This is a genomic window from Curtobacterium sp. MCBA15_009 (assembly GCF_001864895.1).
Taxonomy (GTDB): Bacteria; Actinomycetota; Actinomycetes; order Actinomycetales; family Microbacteriaceae; genus Curtobacterium.
Window position 1 is genome coordinate 84,086 of sequence record NZ_MJGO01000041.1, and the last position, 21,594, is coordinate 105,679.

The 21,594-nt window shown below is 71.5% G+C and carries 17 protein-coding genes and 1 tRNA gene; 11 read left to right on the forward strand and 7 right to left on the reverse strand.

The window, feature by feature from the left end; genetic code table 11:
- The first annotated feature begins 2 nt into the window (after positions 1-2).
- Together nudC and BIU97_RS16160 are read left to right on the forward strand one after the other, a co-directional pair.
- On the forward strand, positions 3-938 hold the full coding sequence (gene nudC / locus BIU97_RS16155; RefSeq protein WP_071298164.1) for an NAD(+) diphosphatase: 936 nt from the start codon (positions 3-5) through the stop codon (positions 936-938).
- On the forward strand, positions 935-2,788 hold the full coding sequence (locus BIU97_RS16160) for an ATP-dependent helicase (RefSeq protein ID WP_254783022.1): 1,854 nt from the start codon (positions 935-937) through the stop codon (positions 2,786-2,788). Before nudC ends, BIU97_RS16160 begins: the two co-directional genes overlap by 4 nt.
- Here the strand turns inward: BIU97_RS16160 and BIU97_RS17410 are convergent.
- Both BIU97_RS17410 and BIU97_RS16170 read right to left on the reverse strand, forming a co-directional pair.
- Positions 2,679-3,536: a TOMM precursor leader peptide-binding protein gene (locus BIU97_RS17410; RefSeq protein WP_071263325.1), complete on the reverse strand. Its 858-nt coding sequence runs from the start codon at positions 3,534-3,536 to the stop codon at positions 2,679-2,681. The two genes, BIU97_RS16160 and BIU97_RS17410, sit on opposite strands and share 110 nt — an antisense overlap.
- 60 nt (positions 3,537-3,596) lie before the next feature.
- The gene (locus tag BIU97_RS16170) at positions 3,597-5,000 is read right to left on the reverse strand and encodes a zinc-dependent metalloprotease (RefSeq protein WP_071263322.1); all 1,404 of its coding nucleotides are present in this window, start codon (positions 4,998-5,000) and stop codon (positions 3,597-3,599) included.
- A gap of 106 nt (positions 5,001-5,106) precedes the next feature.
- Between BIU97_RS16170 and BIU97_RS16175 the strand changes: the two genes are divergently transcribed.
- From BIU97_RS16175 to BIU97_RS16190, 4 genes are all read left to right on the forward strand, one after another.
- Positions 5,107-6,216 (forward strand): YlbL family protein, encoded by a 1,110-nt coding sequence (locus BIU97_RS16175; protein ID WP_071263319.1) that lies wholly within the window; start codon positions 5,107-5,109, stop codon positions 6,214-6,216.
- A gap of 166 nt (positions 6,217-6,382) precedes the next feature.
- Positions 6,383-9,382, forward strand: a complete 3,000-nt coding sequence (locus tag BIU97_RS16180) for a UPF0182 family membrane protein (protein ID WP_175472153.1) — start codon at positions 6,383-6,385, stop codon at positions 9,380-9,382.
- Positions 9,383-9,445: 63 nt separating this feature from the next.
- Positions 9,446-9,522 (forward strand) — tRNA-Met (locus BIU97_RS16185).
- A 125-nt stretch (positions 9,523-9,647) separates the two neighbouring features.
- Positions 9,648-10,487: a carbon-nitrogen hydrolase family protein gene (locus BIU97_RS16190; RefSeq protein ID WP_071263317.1), complete on the forward strand. Its 840-nt coding sequence runs from the start codon at positions 9,648-9,650 to the stop codon at positions 10,485-10,487.
- A 628-nt stretch (positions 10,488-11,115) separates the two neighbouring features.
- Here BIU97_RS16190 and BIU97_RS16195 read toward each other — a convergent pair.
- Complete coding sequence (locus tag BIU97_RS16195; protein ID WP_071263315.1) at positions 11,116-12,318, reverse strand: aminotransferase class I/II-fold pyridoxal phosphate-dependent enzyme; 1,203 nt, start codon at positions 12,316-12,318, stop codon at positions 11,116-11,118.
- A 191-nt stretch (positions 12,319-12,509) separates the two neighbouring features.
- On the opposite strand from BIU97_RS16195, the gene BIU97_RS16200 reads away from it, so the two are divergent.
- The 5 genes from BIU97_RS16200 (at position 12,510) to BIU97_RS16220 (ending at position 18,791) form a co-directional block, all read left to right on the forward strand.
- Positions 12,510-14,537, forward strand: a complete 2,028-nt coding sequence (locus BIU97_RS16200; RefSeq protein ID WP_071298165.1) for a S1C family serine protease — start codon at positions 12,510-12,512, stop codon at positions 14,535-14,537.
- 186 nt (positions 14,538-14,723) lie between these two features.
- Positions 14,724-15,767 carry a glycosyltransferase family 2 protein gene (locus tag BIU97_RS16205; RefSeq protein WP_071263313.1) on the forward strand — a complete coding sequence of 348 codons (1,044 nt, stop codon included), beginning with the start codon at positions 14,724-14,726 and terminating at the stop codon, positions 15,765-15,767.
- A gap of 4 nt (positions 15,768-15,771) precedes the next feature.
- Positions 15,772-16,593, forward strand: a complete 822-nt coding sequence (locus tag BIU97_RS16210) for a CDP-alcohol phosphatidyltransferase family protein (RefSeq protein ID WP_071263311.1) — start codon at positions 15,772-15,774, stop codon at positions 16,591-16,593.
- Positions 16,590-17,498: a glycosyltransferase family 2 protein gene (locus BIU97_RS16215; protein WP_175472154.1), complete on the forward strand. Its 909-nt coding sequence runs from the start codon at positions 16,590-16,592 to the stop codon at positions 17,496-17,498. Before BIU97_RS16210 ends, BIU97_RS16215 begins: the two co-directional genes overlap by 4 nt.
- A gap of 42 nt (positions 17,499-17,540) precedes the next feature.
- Positions 17,541-18,791, forward strand: a complete 1,251-nt coding sequence (locus BIU97_RS16220) for a hypothetical protein (RefSeq protein WP_071263609.1) — start codon at positions 17,541-17,543, stop codon at positions 18,789-18,791.
- 35 nt (positions 18,792-18,826) lie between these two features.
- Here the strand turns inward: BIU97_RS16220 and BIU97_RS16225 are convergent, their stop codons facing one another.
- The 4 genes from BIU97_RS16225 to BIU97_RS16240 form a co-directional block, all read right to left on the reverse strand.
- Complete coding sequence (locus BIU97_RS16225; RefSeq protein WP_071263309.1) at positions 18,827-19,129, reverse strand: hypothetical protein; 303 nt, start codon at positions 19,127-19,129, stop codon at positions 18,827-18,829.
- Positions 19,130-19,245: 116 nt separating this feature from the next.
- On the reverse strand, positions 19,246-20,016 hold the full coding sequence (locus BIU97_RS16230; protein ID WP_071263307.1) for an ABC transporter ATP-binding protein: 771 nt from the start codon (positions 20,014-20,016) through the stop codon (positions 19,246-19,248).
- Positions 20,016-20,840 carry an ABC transporter permease gene (locus BIU97_RS16235; protein ID WP_083404925.1) on the reverse strand — a complete coding sequence of 275 codons (825 nt, stop codon included), beginning with the start codon at positions 20,838-20,840 and terminating at the stop codon, positions 20,016-20,018. Before BIU97_RS16235 ends, BIU97_RS16230 begins: the two co-directional genes overlap by 1 nt.
- A gap of 44 nt (positions 20,841-20,884) precedes the next feature.
- Complete coding sequence (locus BIU97_RS16240; protein WP_071263305.1) at positions 20,885-21,580, reverse strand: phosphocholine cytidylyltransferase family protein; 696 nt, start codon at positions 21,578-21,580, stop codon at positions 20,885-20,887.
- Positions 21,581-21,594 lie beyond the last annotated feature (14 nt).

The window sequence follows — 21,594 nt, forward strand, 5'->3', positions numbered from 1 at the left end:
CCGTGACCGTCGAGTTCGCCTCCCGGCTCCCGCTGTCCCGCAACGAACTCGACCGCGACGCCGAGTTCCGCACCACCCCCGACCTCGAGCGCGTCCTGCGCGAGGACGGGCAGACCCGGTTCCTGCCGGTGCACGGCGCCGAGGTGCTGCGGAACGCCGACGGCGCCCTGCGCTTCGTGACCGCATCCGACGTGCCGGAGGGCACCGTCGTCCTGTACCTCGGCCGGGCCGTGTCCGACGCCGACGACGCCCCCGCCGGCACCCGCTTCGTCGCCGCACTGGTGGACGACGACACCGCGGCCGCGATCGAGCCCTCCGCCGACGCGTGGGAGAGCCTGCGCATGTTCGGCACCGAGCTCTCGGCACGCGACCAGGGGCTGGCGGTCGAGGCGGTCGCGATGGCGAACTGGCACGCCGTCCACGGGTTCTCGCCCCGCACCGGCTCGGCCACCGACGTCGTCACCGGCGGCTGGGTGCGCCGCGACCCGCAGGGCCACGAGCACTTCCCGCGCACCGACGCCGCGATCATCGTCGGCGTGGTCGACGCCGACGACCGGATCCTGCTCGGCTCGAACGCCGCCTGGGACGCGAACCGGTACTCGCTGCTCGCCGGGTTCGTCGAGCCGGGCGAGTCCCTGGAGGACGCGGTCCGCCGCGAGGTCTGGGAGGAGTCCGGCGTCCGCGTCGAGGAGCCCGAGTACCTCGGCTCGCAGCCCTGGCCGTTCCCGGCGTCCCTGATGGTGGGCTTCCGCGCACGCGCGCTCGACGGCGACCCGTCGACGGCGCGGCCGGACGGTGTGGAGATCCTCGACGTCCGCTGGTTCTCGCGCGACGAGATCCGGGAGCGCGCGGGGGACACCCTGCTGCTGCCCGGACGCACCTCGATCGCCCGCGCCATCATCGAGGAGTGGTACGGCGGGCCGCTGGACACACCGTGAGCGGTCCGGGGTGGGGCGCGGCCGGTCCTCCGGGTGCTGGTGCCGGTGCTCCGGGTGCTCGTGCCGGTACCGGTTCTCCGCGTGCCGGTGCCGGTTCGCCGGGTGCTCGGGCTGGTGCCGGGGCGCCCGAGGTCCGTCCGCCGTCGCCCGACGAGCTGCTCGCCGCGCTCGACGCCGAGCAGCGCACCGTCGCGAGGACGCTGCTCGGCCCGGTCGCGGTCCTCGCCGGTGCCGGCACCGGCAAGACCCGCGCCATCACGCACCGCATCGCCTACGGCGTGGCGACGGGCACCTACGCCCCGAACCACGTCCTCGCCCTGACGTTCACGACCCGCGCAGCCGGTGAGCTGCGCTCCCGACTGCGCTCGCTCGGGGCCGGCACGGTCCAGGCGCGCACCTTCCACGCGGCAGCGATGGCGCAGCTCAGCTACTTCTGGCCGGACACGGTCGGCGGGCACGCGCCGAAGATCGTCGAGTCGAAGGGCCGGATGATCGCCCACGCCGCGGACACCGTCGGCATGTCCGTGGACACGCCCGTGCTCCGCGACCTGGCCGCCGAGGTCGAGTGGCGCAAGGTGCAGATGCTCTCGCTCGAGGAGTACGAGGCCGCCGCCGCCGACCGCGTCATGCCGCGCGACACCTCGCCCCGGCGGGTCATCGACCTCATGAAGGCGTACGAGCGGCTCAAGGACGACCGTCGGCAGCTCGACTTCGAGGACGTCCTGCTCACGACGCTCGGCATGGTCGAGTCCGAGCCGCGGGTGGCGTCGTACGTGCGGCAGCAGTACCGGTTCTTCGTCGTCGACGAGTACCAGGACGTCTCGCCCGTGCAGCACGACCTGCTCCGGGCGTGGCTCGGTGGCCGCGACGACCTGTGCGTCGTCGGTGACGCCAGCCAGACCATCTACTCGTTCGCGGGCGCCTCGAGCGACTACCTGCTCGGCTTCGGTTCGGAGTTCCCCCGCGGCTCGGTGCTGCGACTCGAGCGGAACTACCGCTCCACCCGGCAGGTGGTGCACGCCGCGAACGCCCTGATGCGCGGCCAGCCGGGCGCGCTCGACCTCGTCGCGCAGTCCACGGAACCCGGACCGGAACCCGTGGTGGTGCCGTGCGTCCACGACGGCGACGAGGCCCAGACCATCGCCCGCCGCATCGCGGAGCTCGTCGACGGCGGCGCGTCCTACGGTGACTGCGCCGTCCTGTTCCGCGTCGGGGCGCAGTCCGCCGCCCTCGAGTCCGCTCTCGGGCGCAACGGCATCCCGTTCCGGGTGCAGGGCGGCACCCGGTTCTTCAACCGGCCGGAGGTCAAGCTCGCGGTGCACCACATGCGCGGCGAGGCGATCCGGCAGACGGACGACGAGCTGACCCGTCGGGTGCGCCTCGTGCTGCAGGTGAGCGGCTGGACGCCCACCGCCCCCGAGGGCACCGGCGCCGTCCGCGAGCAGTGGGAGGCCCTGCAGGCGATCATGGGCCTCGCCGAGGACGCACCAGCCGGCACCACCATGCAGCAGTTCACGCAGGACCTCGTCGACCGCGCCGCGACGCACCACGAACCCGACGTGGACGCCGTCACCCTCGCGACCCTGCACTCCTCCAAGGGTCTGGAGTGGCCGCACGTCGTCATCGCCGGCGCCGCCGAGGGGCTGCTCCCGATCTCGCACGCCACCACCGACACCGAGGTCGACGAGGAGCGGCGGCTCTTCTACGTCGGATTGACCCGCGCTCGTCACTCGATCACCATCACGTGGTCGAGACAGGGGTCCACGCGTGGGGGAGCCCGGACCCCGAGCCGGTTCCTGGCAGCGCTCGGCACGCGCAGCGTGGATGGGGCCGCACCGGCGTCCGGTTGACCGACAGGTCGTCGCGGTCGAAGACGAGTTGGTCCGGGTCGGCGCGCTGCGTCCGCAGCGGCAGGCGTTCGACGAGCGCGCGGGTGGCAGCGGCCGCCACCGCGGCGACCCGCCACGGCGACAGCGGTGCCGCCGGGCGTCCCCACAGCTGGGAGGCGATGGTCGGCCAGGCCGGGTCGGCGTCGGTCCGCCCGAGCTCCGCGCACTGGAGGCACGGCCCACCACCCGGCACGACGAACGGCCCGAGGCGGATGCGTCCGTCGCCCACCACCACCGGCAGGTGCGGCACGCCCCTGCGGGTCCAGGCGGCGCGCAGCGCCGGGTCGACGACGTGGTCGGCGACCACGACGGCGAGCCGTGGGTCGTGCCCCGGCAGGTGGACCGGGCCGCCCCTGGGCGCGGTCGTCCGGACGACGGTGACGCCCTCGCCGCTCAGGAACCCTGCGATCGCGTCGGCGAGGGGACCCCGCCCGTGCACCTCGACCCGCTCGAGCGGCTCGGGGAGCACGTCGACCACCGCCGGTGACGCCGCTCCGAGGACCCGAGCGGCGACGTCCGGCGGGCAACCGGACGCCGTCGCCACCCCGGACAGCGCGTCGCGCCCGGTCTCGCGGCGGAGCGCGCACAGGAAGCGTTCCTCGGCCGTGCTCGGCACGTCGACGAGGGCGCGCGGCGGGTCCACGCCGAGCTGCACGGTGGCGGGGTCACGCCAGACGAACTCGAGCGCCGGATCGATGCGGATGCCCATGACCCCACGCTGCCCGTTCGACGGGGCGGCGTGGGGTCGTGTGGTCGATCTGTGGAGAACTCAGCGGCGGTCGGTGTCGTCCGTGCCGTCGGTGTCACCGGGCTCCTCGGCGACGTGCCCGGACTCGTCCTCCTGGGGGCGGGCGCCGGTGGCGTCGTTGAGCAGGTCCTCGAGGGCCTTGTCGAAGGCGTCGTCCTCCACGGTCTGCTCCGGGTTGCGCAGGCGGGCGACGAGCGCCTCCGGCGCGTCGACGTCCTCGGACGTCGGCACGAGGTCGAAGTGCGACCAGAGGGCGTCCCGCTGCTCGGCGCCGAGCTCGTCGGTCACCCGCTGCCACATCGCGGCGGCCTCGCGCAGGCGGCGCGGTCGCAGTTCGAGTCCGACGAGGGTCGCGAACGCGGACTCGGCGGGGCCGCCCGCGGCACGGCGGCGGCGGACCATCTCGGCGATGGCGCCGGCCTTCGGCAGCCGGCTCGTCGCCGCGGCCGTCACCGTGTCCACCCAGCCCTCGACCAGGGCGAGCATGGTCTCGAGCCGGGCGAGTGCGGCGTCCTGCTCCGGCGTGCGGGGCGGGATGAGGGCACCCGAGGCGAGTGCGTCGCGCAGCTGCTCCTGGTTCGTCGGGTCGATGTCCGCCGCGAGTTCCTCCACGCGGTCGAACGGGATGTGGATGCCGCGTGCGTACTCGGTGATCGACGAGATGATGTGCAGGCGCAGCCACCGCGCGGAGCGGAACAGCCGGGCGTGCGCGAGCTCGCGGACGGCCAGGTAGATGCGGACCTCGTCCTCGGGCACGTCGAGCCCCTCGGCGAACTCGGACACGTTCTGCGGCACGAGCGCTGCGACCTGCTCGTCGAGCAGCGGCACGCCGACGTCGCCACCCGACACGACCTCCTTCGCGAGCTGGCCGACGACCTGACCGAGCTGGATCGCGAACAGTGCGCCGCCGACGCCGCGCATCGCCTTCGAGACGTCGCCGAGCATGGCCTTGAGCTCTTCCGGGGCGCGCTGGTCGATCGCCTCGGTCAGGGCGTCCGCGATGCTGAACGCGACCGGCTCCGCGATCTGGGTCCACACCGGCGTCGTCGCCCGTGCCCACTGCTCGCGGGTGTACAGGCTCGGTGCGGCGGTGAGCTCCGCGACGGTCGTGACCTCGTCGAGCCAGAGCGCGGCGACCTGGAACGCCTGGTCGGCGGCCTGCGAGGTCGCCGGGTCGACCGGGTGACCGCCGTCGCGGGCGATCGCGGTCGCACGGTCCGCCGTGGCGGAGAAGTCGATGCCGTCGCCGCCCGACTGCGCCGCGTGCTGCAGCTGGCTCATCAGGTTCGCCACGAAGGCCGGGTCGTTCGGCAGGCCGGCGGCTCCGGCGAGCTGCGACGGGTCGATCTGGCCCTCGCCCGAGAGCAGCTTGCGCAGCATCTCCTGGAAGTCGTCGTCCGGCCCAGGCTGGGGTTCATCAGGCATGCCGACTACGCTAATCGCTGCTCACGGGCACGGACCTGGGACGCCCCCGTGGGAACGCCCGAACCGCTGCGCCGAGGGCGAACACCCCACTCCGGAAGGATCCTGCGTGACCCTCTTCGCCCCCGCGCCCCGTCGTCGATCCCGCGCCAGGACGGTCGGGTGGTCGTTCGTGGTCGGTGCCGTGGTCCTCGGCATCGTCGCGAGCCTGCTCCCGAGCCCGTACCTGATCGAGGTGCCCGGCCCGGTCTACAACACCATCGGCACGCAGCAGCAGGGGACGGGCAAGGACGCGAAGGACGTCAAGCTCATCCAGATCTCCGGGCACGAGACGTACCCGACCTCCGGCGCGCTCGACATGCTCACCGTCGGCATCCAGGGCGACGCGACGAACCGACCGTCCTGGACGAGCGTGGTCCGCGCGGTCTTCACCCGGTCGCAGGCGGTGATCCCGGTCGAGGCCGTCTACCCGAGCGGCACCACCACCGAGCAGGTCAACAAGCAGGACTCCGCCGACATGCAGGCGTCGCAGCAGTCCGCCGTCGCAGCGGCCCTCGTGCAGCAGGGCTACGACCTGCCCACCGAGCTGCAGGTCGGCACCGTGCAGGAGGGGTCCGCTGCCGACGGCACGATCCGGCAGGGCGACGTCATCACCGCCTTCGACGGCACGTCCCTGACCACGAACGCCGACGCCACCTCGTTGCGCGAGGCCGTCGCGGAGCACGGCACGAGCAGTCCCGCGACGATCACCCTGCGACGCGACGGCGCGACGAAGCAGGTCCGCGTCACCCCGCGCGACGAGCAGGGCACCGCGCTCCTCGGCGTCGGGGTGACCGAGCGCTACGACTTCCCGTTCCGGGTGTCGATCACGCTGCAGGACGTCGGCGGCCCCTCGGCCGGCATGATGTTCGCGCTCGGGATCATCGACGAGATCACGCCCGGCGAGCTGAACGGCGGCGAGCACGTCGCGGGCACCGGCACGATCACGGCCGACGGCGAGGTCGGCGCCATCGGCGGCATCCGCCAGAAGCTCTACGGCGCGAAGCAGGCCGGGGCCACCGTGTTCCTCGCGCCCGCGGCCAACTGCGACGAGGTCGTCGGCCACGTGCCCGACGGACTCGACGTGTACAAGGTCTCGACGCTCGACCAGGCCGTGACGGACCTGCAGACGATCGCCGACGGCGGGAGCACCGCGAAGCTGGCCCGCTGCGGGTCCTGACGCGCATCCTGAGTCCCCGTACAGTTTCACCATCGGTCCGGTCCCATAGGATCGGTGGCACTGACGGCCCGCCACGTGCCGGGCCCGCCGGTCCGACACGTCTGGAGCACATCAAGTGACGACAACCTCGTCCACCTCGGGGCGGCGTTCGCCGCGGGTCCCGATCGTGGTCACGATCATCGTGCTGGCCGCACTGGTGATCGGCTTCTTCATCTTCGCCAGCCTGTACACCGACTACGCGTGGTTCGCGCAGCTCGGCTTCCAGCAGGTCCTCACCACGCGCTGGACCGCCAGTGCGCTCATGTTCGTCGCCGGGTTCCTCGGCATGGCGATCCCGGTGTACGCGAGCATCGCGCTCGCGTTCCGGTTCCGCCCCGTCTACGCGAAGCTGAACTCGCAGCTCGACCGCTACCAGCAGGTCATCGAGCCGCTCCGCCGTGCCGTCATGATCGGCATCCCCGTCGTGCTCGGCATCTTCGCCGGGCTGTCGACCGCCGGCCGCTGGAGCATGGTGCTCGAGTACTTCAACCGGACGCCCTTCGGCAAGAAGGACCCGCAGTTCGGCCTCGACATCGGCTTCTACGTCTTCGAGCTGCCGTTCTGGCGCTCGGTCGTCGCGTACTCGTCGGCCGTCGTGCTCATCGCCGGCCTCGCCGCGCTCGCCGCCTGCTACCTCTACGGCGCCCTGCGCTTCGGACAGCGCGAGGTCCGGGTCTCCCGGGCCGCACGCGTGCAGCTGGCCGTGACCGCTGCGGTCTACGTCGCCCTGCAGGCCGTCAGCCTCTGGCTCGACCAGTACGCGACCCTCATCAAGGACAACCCGCGGATCACGGGTGCGCAGTACACCGACGTCAACGCGGTCATCCCGGGCCGCGAGATCCTGGCCGGCATCGCCGCGATCGTGGCGATCCTCTTCATCCTCACGGCGGTCATCGGTCGCTGGCGCATCTCGATCGTCGGCACCGGGCTGCTGCTCGTCGCGGCGATCGTCGTCGGCGGCATCTACCCGTGGATCGTCCAGCGACTGCAGGTGAAGCCCTCGGAGCGAACCTACGAGTCCGCCTACATCGAGCGGAACATCAAGGCGACCAGGGACGCGTACGGCGTCTCCGGGGTCGAGGAACAGAACTACGACGCCACCACCGAGGCGAGCTCCGGCGCCCTGGCAGAGGACGTGCAGACGACGGCGAACATCCGCCTCATCGACCCGAAGATCGTCTCCGACACCTTCAGCCAGCTGCAGCAGTACCGGCAGTACTACCAGTTCCCGAAGCAGCTCGACGTCGACCGGTACGACGTCAAGGGCAAGACCGAGGACACCGTCATCGCGGTGCGTGACATCGACCTCGGCGGCCTGAGCAACGCGGCGAACACGCAGTACAACCGGGCCTTCGTCTACACGCACGGCTACGGCGTGACCGCGGCGTACGGCAACCAGCGCGCCTCCGACGGCAAGCCGGTGTTCCTCGAGTCGGGCATCCCGTCGAACGGTGCGCTGGGCGAGTTCCAGCAGCGCGTCTACTTCGGCGAGACCTCGCCGCCGTACTCGATCGTGGGTGCGCCGGAAGGCTCGAAGGACGTCGAGCTCGACTACCCGTCCGGCTCCGACGACGACACCGACAACGGCGGCAACGCGACCACGACCTACGCAGGCCAGGGCGGGCCGAGCATCGGCAACTTCTTCAACCGCCTGGTCTACGCGGCGAAGTTCCAGTCGGAGCAGATCCTGCTCTCGGACGCCGTCAACCAGAAGTCACAGATCCTCTACGACCGTGACCCGCTCACCCGTGTGAAGAAGGTCGCGCCGTACCTGACGGTCGACAGCGACGCCTACCCGGCGATCGTCGACCACCGCATCCAGTGGGTCGTCGACGGCTACACCACGAGCGACGCCTACCCGTACTCGCAGAGCCAGAGCCTGTCGGACAGCATCGCGGGGGCCGAGAGCTCGGCGTACCGCACCGACCAGGTGAACTACATCCGCAACTCGGTGAAGGCCACCGTCGACGCGTACACGGGCAAGGTGACCCTCTACGCATGGGACACCGAGGACCCGGTGCTCAAGACGTGGCAGAAGATCTTCCCGACCGCGATGCAGCCGGTCTCGAGCATGAGCGCGGAGCTCCTCGACCACGTCCGGTACCCCACGGACCTGTTCAAGGTGCAGCGTTCGATCCTCGGCACGTACCACGTCACGAACGCGAACTCGTTCTACTCGGGTGACGACGCGTGGAACACCCCGCAGGAGCCGACGACCACCACGGCGGCGAACACGGACACCGACACGGACACGACGGGCACGGGTTCGAACTCGAACTCGCAGGTGCAGAACAACGCACTGAACGCCCAGTCGTCGTCGACGAGTGCGAGCAACCTGCAGGACCCGTACTACCTCACGATGAAGGTCCCAGGGCAGGGGACGGCGTACTCGCTCTACACGACGTACATCCCGCAGCAGACGGCCGGCGACAACAACCGCAACGTGCTGACCGGCTACCTCGCCGCGAACTCCGACGCCGGCGGTGCCGGCAAGGGGAAGAAGGGTTCCGGCTACGGCACCCTCACCCTGCTGACGATGCCGAAGACCGACAACATCCCCGGTCCGGTGCAGGTGCAGGGTCTCTTCAATGGTGACTCGCGGGTCTCGCAGCAGCTGAACATCCTGAAGCGCGGCAACTCGACCGTGAAGCAGGGCAACCTGTTGACCCTCCCGGTCGGCGGCGGCTTCCTGTACGTGCAGCCCGTGTACGTCCAGTCGACGTCGAGCGGCTCGTACCCGCTGCTGCAGAAGGTCCTCGTGGCCTTCGGCGACCGGGTCGAGTTCGAGAACACCCTCGACGAGGCCCTCGACGCCCTGTTCGACGGCGACTCCGGCGCGACCGCCGGTGACTCCGGCACCGGGGGCTCGGGCAGCGGCTCGACCGACGAGGGATCCGACTCCGGTTCGGGCTCGGACGCCGGGTCGGGCTCCGGTTCGACCGGTGGCTCGACGGGTTCCGGCACGGTCGACAACGACGCGCTGCAGAAGGCGCTGTCGGACGCGAACGACGCGCTGCAGGACCGCCAGCAGGCCTACGCGGACAACGACCTGGTCGCCGCGGCCGAGGCCGACCAGCGCCTGCAGGACGCCATCGAAGCCGCCACCGCGGCCGAGAACGGCGAGTGACACACCGTGGCGGGGCACTCGATTTGTGCCCCGCCACGGGCCCGTGTAGGCTGTTCAACGTGCCGCGGGGTGGAGCAGTTCGGTAGCTCGCTGGGCTCATAACCCAGAGGTCGTAGGTTCAAATCCTGCCCCCGCAACCAAGCGTCACAGCAAAGGCCCCGGTCCACTCGGACCGGGGCCTTTCGCATGTCCGGGACATCGCCGAGCACGATCGATGCGGAGCCGCACGGCCCGTTCCCGCACACCGCCCGGCTACGCTCAGCGGATGGGCATCCTCACGATCGCGGCCGCGCAGTTCGCGCCGGTGGACGACACGAACGCCAACCTCGAGACCGTCCGCACCGCCGCCACCGAGGCAGCCGCACGCGGAGCCGACCTGTTGGTGACGCCGGAGTACACCTCGTACTTCACGGCCGACATCGACGACCGCTTCGTCGCCGCAGCCGAACCGCTCGACGGCCCCTTCGTCACCGGGCTCCGCCGAATCGCGCGCTCGACCGGCATCGCCCTCGTGGTCGGCGTCGCCGAGACCGCCGACACCCCGGAACGCTTCCGGAACACCCTGGTCGCCGTGCTGCCCGACGGGACCATCGCCGCGACCTACCGCAAGGTCCACCTCTACGACGCGTTCGGGGCACGGGAGTCCGACCGCATCGAGCCCGGCGACCCCGAACAGCTGCCCGTCTTCGAGCTCGAGGGCGTGCGCGTCGGCCTCGAGACCTGCTACGACCTGCGGTTCCCCGAGGTCACCCGTCGGCTCGCCGCCCCCGAGGTCGGCGCCGCAGACGTCGTCGTCCTGCCCGCCGAGTGGGTCAAGGGGCCGGGCAAGGAACACCACTGGCGCACCCTGCTCACCGCCCGCGCGATCGAGAACACGATCTGGGTCGTCGGCGTCGGGCAGACCCCGCCGATCGGCATCGGCGGCTCCGTGGTGCTCGACCCTTCCGGCGTCGCCGTCGCGTCCGCCGGAGCGACCCCGGGCACGCTCGTCGCCACGGTGGACACGGCCGTCACCGCTTCCGTCCGTCAGGTCAACCCGTCACTGTCGCTCCGTCGGTACGACGTCGCGCTGCGCGTCCGGCCAGGAGGCCCGTCCCACCTCTGACACGCACGTTCCGTCCCATGGCGCGCGCTGTGGGAAGCGGGTCCGCGCGTGAGAGGGCGGAACGTCGGGCCGCCTCCGCGCGGTTCGTCCACCGCCGCGGGGAACCGTTGCGGAGGTCGTCCCATCGCCTCCCGGGCGCGCACGTTCCGTCCCATCGCGCGCGCTGTGGGAAGCAGGATCGCGCGTGGGCGGGCGGAACGTCGGGCCTCCTAAGCGCGGATCCTCCTTCCACGCGCGGAACGACCACCCACGCGCGGAACTGTCTTGAAGTGTGTCTCTGCCAGGAGGCCCGCCCCGCCTCCGCCACGCACGTTCCGTCCCATCGCGCGTGCTGTGGGAAGCGGATCCGCGCGTAGGAGGCCGGAACGTCGGGCCTCCTACGCGCGGATCCGCCTTCCACGCGCGGAACGTCCGCCCACGCGCGGAACTGTCTTGAAGTGTGTCTCTGCCAGGAGACCCGCCCCGCCTCCGCCGCGGACGTTCCGTCCCATCGCGCGTGCTGTGGGAAGCAGGATCGCGCGTGGGAGGTCGGACCGTCGGGCCTCCTACGCGCGGATCCGCCTTCCACGCGCGGAACGACCACCGACGCGCGGAACAGCGCCCCGGCGTTCCCACGGGCCGGGACGGGTCAGGACGCGGGACGGAGGGCGGTCAGGCGCTCGGCGGCCTCGGCGAGCACGGAGCGGCGCTTGCAGAACGCGAACCGCACGAGCGAGCGGTACCCCGCGGCGTGCTCCGGCCGGACGAACGCCGACACCGGCACCCCGACGACCCCGGTCAGCTCCGGCGCCCGCAGGCAGAACTCCCGGGCGTCCTCGTAGCCGAGCGGGGCCGTGTCCGCGAGGACGAAGTACCCGCCGTCCGGTCGGAGCACGTCGAACCCCGCTGTCCGGAGCCCGGCGGCGAGCAGGTCGTGCTTCACGGACAGGTCGGCGGCGATCCCGGTGAACACCGCGTCCGGCAGGCGCAGGCCAGCGGCGATCGCCGGTTGGAAGGGCGCGCCGTTCACGAACGTCAGGTACTGCTTGACGGTCGTGATCGCTTCGACGAGCAGCGGGGGAGCGGTCAGCCAGCCGATCTTCCACCCGGTGGTGCTGAAGGTCTTGCCCGCGCTCGAGACGGACACGGTGCGCTCGGCGGCACCGGGCAGCGTCGCGACGGGCGTGTGCGGGACCGTGAACGTGAGGTGCTCGTAGACCTCGTCGGTGACGATCACCGCGTCGTACTGCGTGGCGAGGTCGACGATCGTCCGCAGCACCTCGACGGGCATGACGCGACCGGTCGGGTTGTGCGGCGTGTTCACCAGGACCACCCGTGTCCGGTGCGAGAAGGCGGCGCGCAGGGTGTCCTCGTCCGGCAGGAAGTCCGGCGCGGTCAGCGGCACCGTGACGTGGACACCGCCGGCGAGGCGGATGAGCGCGCCGTAGGCGTCGTAGAACGGCTCGAAGGTGACGACCTCGTCGCCGGGTTCGACGAGGGCCAGGAGCGTCGCGGCCAGGGCCTCGGTGGCGCCGGCCGTGACGAGCACCTCGCGGTCGGGGTCGACCTCGAGACCGTACCAGTGCTGTTGGTGGCCGGCGACGGCCGCGCGGAGGTCCGGCGTGCCCCGGCCCGGCGGGTACTGGTTGGCGCCGTCCCGGATGGCCTGCACCGCGGCTTCGAGCACCTCGGCCGGACCGTCCTCGTCGGGGAAGCCCTGGCCGAGGTTGATCGCACCGGTGCGCGCCGCGAGGGCGCTCATCTCGGCGAAGACGGTGGGCGCGGGGACGCCGTCGGGTCCGAGGAGCATCGCGCCCTCGGCCGCTCGCAACCAGGGTCCTTGCTGTCGCATCTCGTCTCCTGCCCTGCCGGCGACGACGTGTCGCGCTGAACGGACCCCAACCTAGCTGGCCGTCCGCCGCGGACCGGGGACCCGCTGCACAGCGCACGCATAAGATCGGCAGAGGTTGCTCGCAGCCTCGCCAGAAGCATCGTTCAGGTGGCTGGGACAGACTGCACGAGCTTGAAAGGAGCACGTCCAGCATGACCGACACCACGCCCAACGGGCAGGGCGACGACCTCCGTCCGGACGATGCGGCATCGCCTGCCGCCAGTGAGGACGCCGCACAGGCGGCCACGAAGGGGAACACGTCGATGCAGAACGACTCCGACCAGCCGGACGACGCGGGCCGAGCACGACCCGACGCCGCGTCGACGCCCGACCACACCGATGTGATCCCATCGTCGACGGAGCACCCGACCGACCGCTTCACCGCGCCCTACCCGCGGGTCGACCAGGCCCCGTCGTCGCAGGGCGGCTACGGCCAGCAGGCGACGCCCTACGGCCAGCAGCACGGCGAGCAGCAGTCCCAGCAGTCCCAGTACGGTCAGCCGGCCCAGCAGCAGTACGGGCAGCAGCACCAGGGCCAGCAGCCCCGCTACGGCGAGCAGAGCCAGCAGGCGCAGTACGGCCAGCAGCAGTACGGCCAGCAGCCCCAGCAGCCCCAGCAGCCCCAGCAGCCGCAGTACGGGCAGTCGCAGTACGGCCAGCAGCCCCGGCAGCAGTACGGCCAGCAGCCGTCGCAGTACGGCCAGCAGCCGTCGCAGTACGGCCAGCAGCCGTCGCAGTACGGTCAGCAGGGCCAGCAGTCGCAGTACGGCCAGCCCACGGCCGCCCAGCCCCGCTACGGCGAGTACGCCCAGCCGGCGTCCGCCACCGCCCCGGCCTCGTCGTCCGAGTACACCGCAGCGTCGGCCCAGGCGCCGCAGTCCGCCACGAGCGCCTTCGGCGACGTGGACGGCTCCGACCGCCGCAACGGCCACTACTTCACCGAGGGCTCGACGGCCGCCAGCACCTCCGACCGACGGACGGGTCGCAACCGCCTCGTGCTGCCGATCGTCGCCGGTCTGGTCCTCGCGGGGCTCGTCGGCGGCGGCGCCGGGTGGGCCGCGAGCGCCGCGAACGACGGCGGCGGCATCGTGTCCTCCGGTTCGTCGCAGGGCGGCAACCTCACGGTGAACGACTACGACTCCGCGACGGTCGTCACCGCCGTCGCCGCGCAGGCGACCCCGTCGGTCGTGACGATCAACGTGTCGTCGAGCAACGAGGCCGGCACCGGTTCCGGCGTCGTGATGACGAAGGACGGCTACATCGTCACGAACACGCACGTCGTCACCCTCGACGGCGACAGCGCGAACGGGTCGATCACGGTCACGACCTCCGACGGCAAGATCTACCCCGGCAAGCTCATCGGCACCGACCCGACGGTCGACCTCGCGGTCATCAAGATCGATGCCTCCGGCCTCAAGCCGATGGCGTTCGCCGACTCGACGAAACTCAACGTGGGCGACACCGCGGTCGCGATCGGTGCCCCGCTCGGCCTGTCGAACACCGTCACCGACGGCATCGTCTCGACGCTCGACCGCAGCATCCAGGTCACCTCGAGCGCCCCCAGTCAGGGCGGCGACTCGAACGAGGGCGGCAACGGCGGCAGCGGTCCGTTCGACTTCTGGGGCAACGGCGACAACGGCAGCAGCTCCTCGGCGAACACGACGGTGTCGCTGCCGGTGATCCAGACCGACGCGTCGATCAACCCCGGCAACTCGGGCGGTGCGCTGCTCGACTCGAAGGGCCGCCTCATCGGCATCAACGTCGCCATCGCGTCGGCCGGCAGCTCGTCGTCGTCCGAGTCGGCGGCCGGCAGCATCGGTGTCGGCTTCTCGATCCCGTCGAACCTGGTGAAGCGGGTCGCGAACGAGATCAAGGACAACGGCTCGGCCACGCACGGACTCCTCGGTGCGACCGTCGGCGACGCCTCCGACGACCGGAGCGCCACGCAGATGGGCGCGCTCATCAAGTCGGTGTCGTCCGGCGGAGCGGCCGCGAAGGCCGGCCTGCAGAAGGGCGACGTCGTCACGAAGATCGGGTCGGCGAACGTCTCGGACGCAACCGACCTGACCGCGCAGGTCCGGTACTTCGCCGGCGGCGCCTCAACGACGATCTCGTACCTGCGGAACGGCCAGTCCCGCCAGGCCGACGTGACCCTGGGGACGTACGACAGCAAGGGCTGACGCGACCAGCCGACGAACAGGAGGCCCGGTGCACGACGTGCGCCGGGCCTCCCGTCCGTCCCGGGGCGGCGTCCGCAGCCGCACCGCAGGGAGCCGGTTCGGCTCCTTGATAGGCTCATGGTCGCTCTGCGGGGCGGCACCGGCCCCGGTGCGTCCCGTGCTCCCAGCCAGCACCCCGAGGTACGCATGCAGACAGACGGACAGCCCCTGCCGGGCGTCTCGTACGTGATGCCCGTGCTCAACGAGGTCACGGAGGTCCGCGCCGCCGTGGGCAGCCTGCTCGACCAGGACTACGACGGCCCCTTCGAGGTCATCCTCGCCCTGGGGCCCTCGATCGACGGCACGAACGAACTCGTCGCCGAGATGAGCGCGGCCGATCCCCGCATCCGCGCGATCGAGAACCCGGTCGGCTCGACCCCCGCGGGCCTCAACGTCGCGATCCGCGCGTCCGTGCACCCCGTCGTCGTCCGGGTCGACGCGCACTCCGTGCTGCCGACGGACTACACCCGGATCGCCGTGCGCACGCTGCTCGAGTCCGGCGCCGACAACGTCGGCGGCATCATGCGGGCCGAGGGGCGCACGCCCTTCGAACGGGCGGTGGCCCTGGCCTACGGCAGCCGGGTCGGGCTCGGCGGCACGCCCCACCACGTCGGCGGCACCGCCGGACCGGCAGAGACGGCGTACCTCGGGGTCTTCAAGCGGGACCGCCTGTTCGCGGTCGGCCTGTTCGACGAGGGCATCAAGCGCGGGCAGGACTGGGAACTCAACCGGCGCCTGCGCCAGACCGGCGGCACCGTGTGGTTCACGCCGGAGCTCGTCGTGACCTACCGCCCGCGGCCGAGCCTGAAGCGCCTGGTCCGGCAGTTCGTCGCGACCGGTCTGTGGCGTGGCGAGCTCGCCCGACGGTTCCCGGCGAACAACGGCCTGCGCTACTTCGTGCCCCCGGCGATGGTCGCCGCGATGGCGCTCGGGATCGTCGTGGGGCTCGTCGGCGTCGTCGGTGCTGCGCTGGGCACACCGCTCGCCTGGGCGCTGATCGGCTTCGTCGTCCCCGCGGTGTACCTGCTCTTCGTCGTGCTCGGATCGGTCGCCGTCGCGCGTCGGTCCGGGGTCGCGACCCTCGCCTGGCTGCTCGTGGTGCTGCCGTGCATCCACGTCGGGTGGGGGATCGGTTTCATCATCGGGTTCCTCACCCGGACCTCCGAGCTGACCACCCACACCGGACGGTGACCGCATGACCGACCACGCTCTTCCCCACCAGGGCGCCGCACGGCCGTCCTCGATCGCCGAACTGCGTGCCGTGGGCCAACCGGACGAGGTCCGCGCCCGCGCCAACGCGGAGCACTGGACCGCCTCGCTGTACCTGCGTGACGTGTCGCCGTACCTGACCTGGGTGCTCCTCAAGACCCGGGTCAGCGCCAACCAGGTGACGGGCCTCATGATCCTGGTCGGCTGGAGCGTCGCCGCTGCTCTGCTCATCCCCGGCATCTGGGGTGCCCTGCTCGCGCTGGTGCTCGGGCAGCTGCAGATGCTCGTCGACTGCAGCGACGGCGAGGTGGCCCGTTGGCGCGGCACGCACTCGCCCGCTGGGGTGTTCCTGGACAAGGTCGGCCACTACACGACGGAGGGGCTGATCCCCGTCGCCCTCGGCATCCGTGCCGCGACCTGGCCCGTGCACGACGCCGACTGGATGTGGACGACGATCGGGTGCGCACTCGGTCTCGTCATCGTCCTCAACAAGGCGCTCAACGACATGGTGCACGTCGCCCGCGCGAACGCCGGCCTGGACAAGCTCGTCGACCGCCGCGACGCGTCGACCGCCCCGTCCGGACGGAAGCTCGCATCGCTCCGTCGGCTCGCCCGGTTCCTGCCCTTCCACCGCCTGTACCACTCTGTCGAACTGAGCATGCTCGCCTTCGTGTTCGCCCTGCTCGGACTGGTCATCGGCGACCCGCTCGCCAGCCGGATCCTCGTCGGCGCGCTGCTGCCGCTCGCGGTGCTCGCCACGATCGGGCACTTCCTGGCGATCATCGCGTCGAAGCGGGTCCGCGCGTGACACCCGGCACCGTGCGGCGTCACGCCGTCGTCCACCGGGCGCACCCCCGCGTGGCGGTCGTGAGCCTGTCGCAGGGCACCCGCCCGGACGACCTGCACCGCGGCCTCGAGAGCGTCCTGGCACAGCGGGACGTCGAGCTCGACGTCGTCTGCGTCGGCAACGGCTGGGAGCCGACCGGCCTGCCCGACGGGGTGCGGGCCCTGGCCCTGCCGGAGAACGTCGGGATCCCCGCCGGGCGCAACGCCGGAGCCGCAGTCGTGGACGGCGACTACGTGTTCTTCCTGGACGACGACGCGTCGGTGCCGTCGGACACGTTCCTGCGCGACGCGATCGACCGGTTCGAGCACGACCCGTCGCTCGGGCTCCTGCAGCCCCGCGTCGTCGACCCGACCGGGGCCGCGAACCCCCGCCGCTGGGTCCCGCGCATCCGCAAGGGCGAGCCGGACCACTCGTCGCCCGTCTTCTCGGTCTGGGAGGGCGCGGTCGTCCTGCCCACGGACGTCTACCGGGCTGTCGGCGGCTGGGGTGCCGAGTACTTCTACGCGCACGAGGGCATCGAGCTCGCCTGGCGGGTGTGGGACGCCGGCCGCCGTGCGTTCTACGCGGGGGACCTCGTGGCGCACCACCCGGCGATCGACCCGGCACGGCACACCGAGTACTACCGGCTGAACGCCCGCAACCGGGTGTTCCTGGCACGCCGCAACCTGCCGGCGGTCCTGCGCCCGGTGTACGTCGGCACCTGGGCCGGGATCCAGGTGCTGCGCTGGTGGCGGCACCCGCGTCGACTCGCGACCTGGTTCGGTGGGATCCGCGAGGGGTGGACGGCCGACTGCGGTCCCACCCGCCCGATCGGCTGGCTCACCGTCGCGCGGATGACCCTGGCCGGTCGCCCGCCGGTCGTCTGAGCCGTCCGGACCAGAACAGCAGACCCCTGCGGGAGGATGACCATGCCCATCACGAGCGACCTGCGCACCGCCGTCCGGCTCGCGAGCCGACTGCTCGCGTCGCGTCGGAGCCGTCGTGCGCTGGCCCGTCGGCTGCCGTCGGTGGAGACTCCCGCACCGGGATCCATCGAGGTCGCCGTGTACTTCGCCGACGGCCCGGTGAACATGTACCAGGTGCGCCAGTGGTACGCGCCCCTCGCCGAGCTCGCCCGCACCCACCCGGTGGCGATCGTCTCGCGCAGCCCGGGCACGATGCTCCAGCTGCTCGAGGAGTCGCCGGTCCCGGTCGTGTACGCGCGGCAGGTGATCGACCTGGAGCACTTCGTCGAGACCCAGGCGCCGAAGCTCGTGCTGTACGTCAACCAGAACGCCCGCAACTTCCAGATGATGCGGTACGGGCGCATGTGGCACGTCTTCGTCAACCACGGCGAGAGCGACAAGATGTACATGACGACGAACCAGTTCAAGGCGTACGACCACGCGCTCATCGCGGGCGACGCCGCGCGCGACCGGCTGGCCGAGGCGCTGTGGGACTACGACCTCGACACGCGCACCACCGCGATCGGCCGGCCGCAAGCGGACCACTTCGCCGGCACCGTGCCGTACCCGCACGACGAGCGCACCGTGGTGCTCTACGCACCGACGTGGGAGGGCGACCGGCCTGCGGCGGCGTACGGGTCGATCGCGTCGCACGGCACGACCATCGCGGAGCAGGTCCTCGCCTCGCCGCGGCACCGGCTCGTGTACCGGCCGCACCCCCGGAGCGGGGTGCTGGACCCTGCGTACAAGGCGGCACACGAGCGCATCCTGGCGGCCATCGCCGCGGCGAACGCGGCGGACCCGTCGGCGCACCACGTGCACGACGACGGCCCGACGCTCGGCTGGCAGCTCGCCGACGCCGACGTCGCGATCACCGACATCAGTGCGATGATCTACGACCGGCTCGCCGTGGGCAAGCCGCTCATCGTGGCGCGTCCGGTCTCGCCGGAGGCCGAGGTCGACGAGCGCGGGTACCTCGGTGACGCGAACTGGCTGACGGCGGAGGACGCACCCCGCGTGCTCGAACGGGTGGACGCGGCGGCGGGCGACGCCGACGAGCTCGCCCGTCTGCAGCACTGGGTCGTCCGCTACTTCGGCGACACCACGCCCGGCGCCGCGACCGCGCGGTTCCACGCCGCCGTCGAACAGTTGCTCGCGCGGTGGCGGGACGTCGCGGCTGCCCGCGGCGAGGGCGGCCCCCGAGCGGAGCGCTGAGCCCGGGCGGATCGCTGCCGGTTGCTCGTGCCCCGTCACGCGACCGGCCCGCCACCGACGAGCGACATGCGCCAGAGGTACTCGGAGCGGTCCGGGCGCCGCCACCGCACGACGACGACCCCCGTGCGCTCGGGATCGGCTCCGAAGACCGCGATGGACAACGCGCGGCCCGGTTCGAGGCGTCGCACGGCGAGCGGCGGGCAGTACCCGTCGCCGAGGTGGGTGAGGGTCAGGCCGTCGAGTGGCTCGTCCCCGGTGTTGACGAGGTCGTAGCGGCGCGGGGCGTGGGTGCGGTCGACGGAGAACGGGACGGGGTAGGCGGTCGGTGGGTGGTGCATGCCCGGAACGTTAGGGGGAGGGTCCGACGGTGGGGGCCGCCGGAACCCCGGGGACGCGCGGGCTGTGGAGGGAGCACCCGGAGGCGGTGACCGTGCAGGGGGAGTACCCCGGTCGGTCAGGACCCGTAGTCGGCCGAGTAGCGGGCCAGCGCGGCCTCGATCGTGTCGTCGAGCTGCAGCCGTCCCTTGTCCAGGTACAGCCCGCGGTCGCAGAACCGGCGCAGGTCCTTGTCGCTGTGCGAGACGAAGAAGAGCGTGCGGCCGCCGGCGAGCAGCTCCTCGATCCGCTTGTAGCACTTCTCGCGGAAGGCCTTGTCGCCGACCGCCAGGACCTCGTCGACCAGGATGACCGGCTCGTCGAGGCGCGAGATGACCGCGAAGGCGATGCGCACCTTCATGCCGCTGGACAGGTGCTTGTACGGGGTGTCGACGAAGTCGCCGATCTCGGCGAACGCGATGATCTCGTCGAACGCCTCGCGGATCTCGGAGCGCGTCATGCCGTGCAGCCCCGCGGTCAGGTACACGTTGTCCCGGACGGACAGGTCGCCGACGAACCCGCCGGTGATCTCGATGAGCGGGGCCACCCCGGCGCCGACGTCCACGCGGCCCTCGTCCGGCAGCATGACCTGCGCCACGAGCTTGAGGAGCGTGGACTTGCCCTGGCCGTTGCGTCCGACGACGCCGATCGCCTCGCCGGGGCGCACGTCGAAGGAGACGTCGCGGAGCGCCCAGAACTCGTCCGCGCGCTTCCGGCGTCCCCGGCCGGCGAAGAGGTCCTTGAAGTTGCGGCTCGCGCGGCGGTTCCGCTTGAAGCAGATGCCGGCGCCGCGCACGGAGATCACCGGGGCGACGGTCTCGGTGCGGGTGGTCTGGTCGGTGGCGGTCATCACAGCTCCTTGAGCACGCGGTGCTCGCTCCGACGGAACACGGCGAAGCCGACGACCAGGACCACGGCGGTGGTGAGCACCGACGCGCCGACCTCGAACCAGTCGAGCTGCGCGGGGAAGAACGCCGACCGGTACAGACCGAAGATCCCGGTGAGCGGGTTGATCGCGGCGATCCCGCGCAGCGCGTCCGGCAGCGCGGTGGTGCCGTAGATGATCGGCGACGCGTAGAAGAGGAAGCGCAGCACGAGCTTGGTCGCGCGCTCGAGGTCACGGAAGAACACGACGAGCGGCGCCACGATGAGGCCCAGGCCGTAGACCAGGGCGCACTGCAGGACGATCCCGAGCGGGAAGAACACCGCCTGCCAGTGCAGGTGCGCGCCCGTCGCGACGACGAACACCGCGAGCACCGGGATGCTCAGCAGGAACTCGATGCCCTTCGACGCGACGATCCGTGCGACCCAGATCGAGCGCGGGATCGTCGTCGACCGGATGAGCTTCGACTCCTTGATGAAGGCCCGGGTCGAGTCGGAGACTCCCCCCGTGAACCACATCCAGGGGAGCAGTGCCACGAGCAGGAAGACGATGTACGGGTCCTCGCCCACCGAGCCGCGGTGGAACACCTTGGTGAAGACGAACCAGTAGATCGCCGACATCACCAACGGGTCGAGGATCGACCAGAGGTACCCGAGCGCCGACGTCGAGTAGCGGACGCGCAGGTCGCGGACCGTCAGCAGCCACAGGGCATGACGGTAGCGCCGACCGGCACTCCGTGTCGCTGCGGGAGCGGTCGGCACGGTCGCGGTCGGCGCACTCGCTGTCGTCACGGCTTCCCTCCGGGCGGAACCGCCGAGGGGGTCCTGATCAGCGCTCAGGCGAACAGGTCGTTCGCGCGCTCGAGGTCCTCGGCGAAGTCGATCTCGACCGCGTACAGGTCGGAGATGTCGATCGGCGTCCAGCGTAGCCCGTCCTCGGCGATGGCAGCCTCGATGCCGCCCTCGAAGTACTCCTGGTCGTCGACGCGACCGAGCTGGCGGATCAGGGCCTGCTTGTCACCGGCGGACACGTAGTTGATGCCGACGGCCTCGCCGAGGCCACCGACGACCTGCTTGGACAGCTTGTGGATGAAGCCCTCCGCGTCGACCGTGTACTTGACCTCTTCGTCGGAGACCTTCTCGGTGTTGACGCTGACGAACGAGCGGTCCTCGTCGATCATGTCGGCTGCACGGACGAGCGCCATCGGGTCGAAGACGACGTCGCCGTTCATCCAGAGGACACCGCTCTTGCCCGTGGCCTTGAGCGCACGGAGCAGGCTCTTCGAGGTGTTCGTGGAGTCGTAGGACTCGTTGTAGACGAAGTTCGCCTCGGGGAAGGCCTCGACGATGTGCTCCGACTTGTAGCCGACGACGATGGTCACCCGGGCGCTCGAACCGAACGCCGCACGGATGTTGTCGAACTGCTGCTGCATGATGGTGCGGCCGTCGCTGAGCTCGGTGAGCGGCTTCGGCAGGCTGCGGCCGAGACGGCTCCCCATCCCCGCTGCGAGGATCACGATCTGCGTGGTCATGCTTGTCCCTTCTG

Bases quoted from the DNA above. Each gene is read 5' to 3' on its own strand.
- BIU97_RS17410 (WP_071263325.1), bottom strand. From the start codon at position 3,536: ATGGGCATCCGCATCGATCCGGCGCTCGAGTTCGTCTGGCGTGACCCC.
- BIU97_RS16170 (WP_071263322.1), bottom strand. From the start codon at position 5,000: ATGCCTGATGAACCCCAGCCTGGGCCGGACGACGACTTCCAGGAGATG.
- BIU97_RS16190 (WP_071263317.1), top strand. From the start codon at position 9,648: ATGGGCATCCTCACGATCGCGGCCGCGCAGTTCGCGCCGGTGGACGAC.
- BIU97_RS16195 (WP_071263315.1), bottom strand. From the start codon at position 12,318: ATGCGACAGCAAGGACCCTGGTTGCGAGCGGCCGAGGGCGCGATGCTC.
- BIU97_RS16200 (WP_071298165.1), top strand. From the start codon at position 12,510: ATGACCGACACCACGCCCAACGGGCAGGGCGACGACCTCCGTCCGGAC.
- BIU97_RS16205 (WP_071263313.1), top strand. From the start codon at position 14,724: ATGCAGACAGACGGACAGCCCCTGCCGGGCGTCTCGTACGTGATGCCC.
- BIU97_RS16210 (WP_071263311.1), top strand. From the start codon at position 15,772: ATGACCGACCACGCTCTTCCCCACCAGGGCGCCGCACGGCCGTCCTCG.
- BIU97_RS16220 (WP_071263609.1), top strand. From the start codon at position 17,541: ATGCCCATCACGAGCGACCTGCGCACCGCCGTCCGGCTCGCGAGCCGA.
- BIU97_RS16225 (WP_071263309.1), bottom strand. From the start codon at position 19,129: ATGCACCACCCACCGACCGCCTACCCCGTCCCGTTCTCCGTCGACCGC.
- BIU97_RS16230 (WP_071263307.1), bottom strand. From the start codon at position 20,016: ATGACCGCCACCGACCAGACCACCCGCACCGAGACCGTCGCCCCGGTG.
- BIU97_RS16240 (WP_071263305.1), bottom strand. From the start codon at position 21,580: ATGACCACGCAGATCGTGATCCTCGCAGCGGGGATGGGGAGCCGTCTC.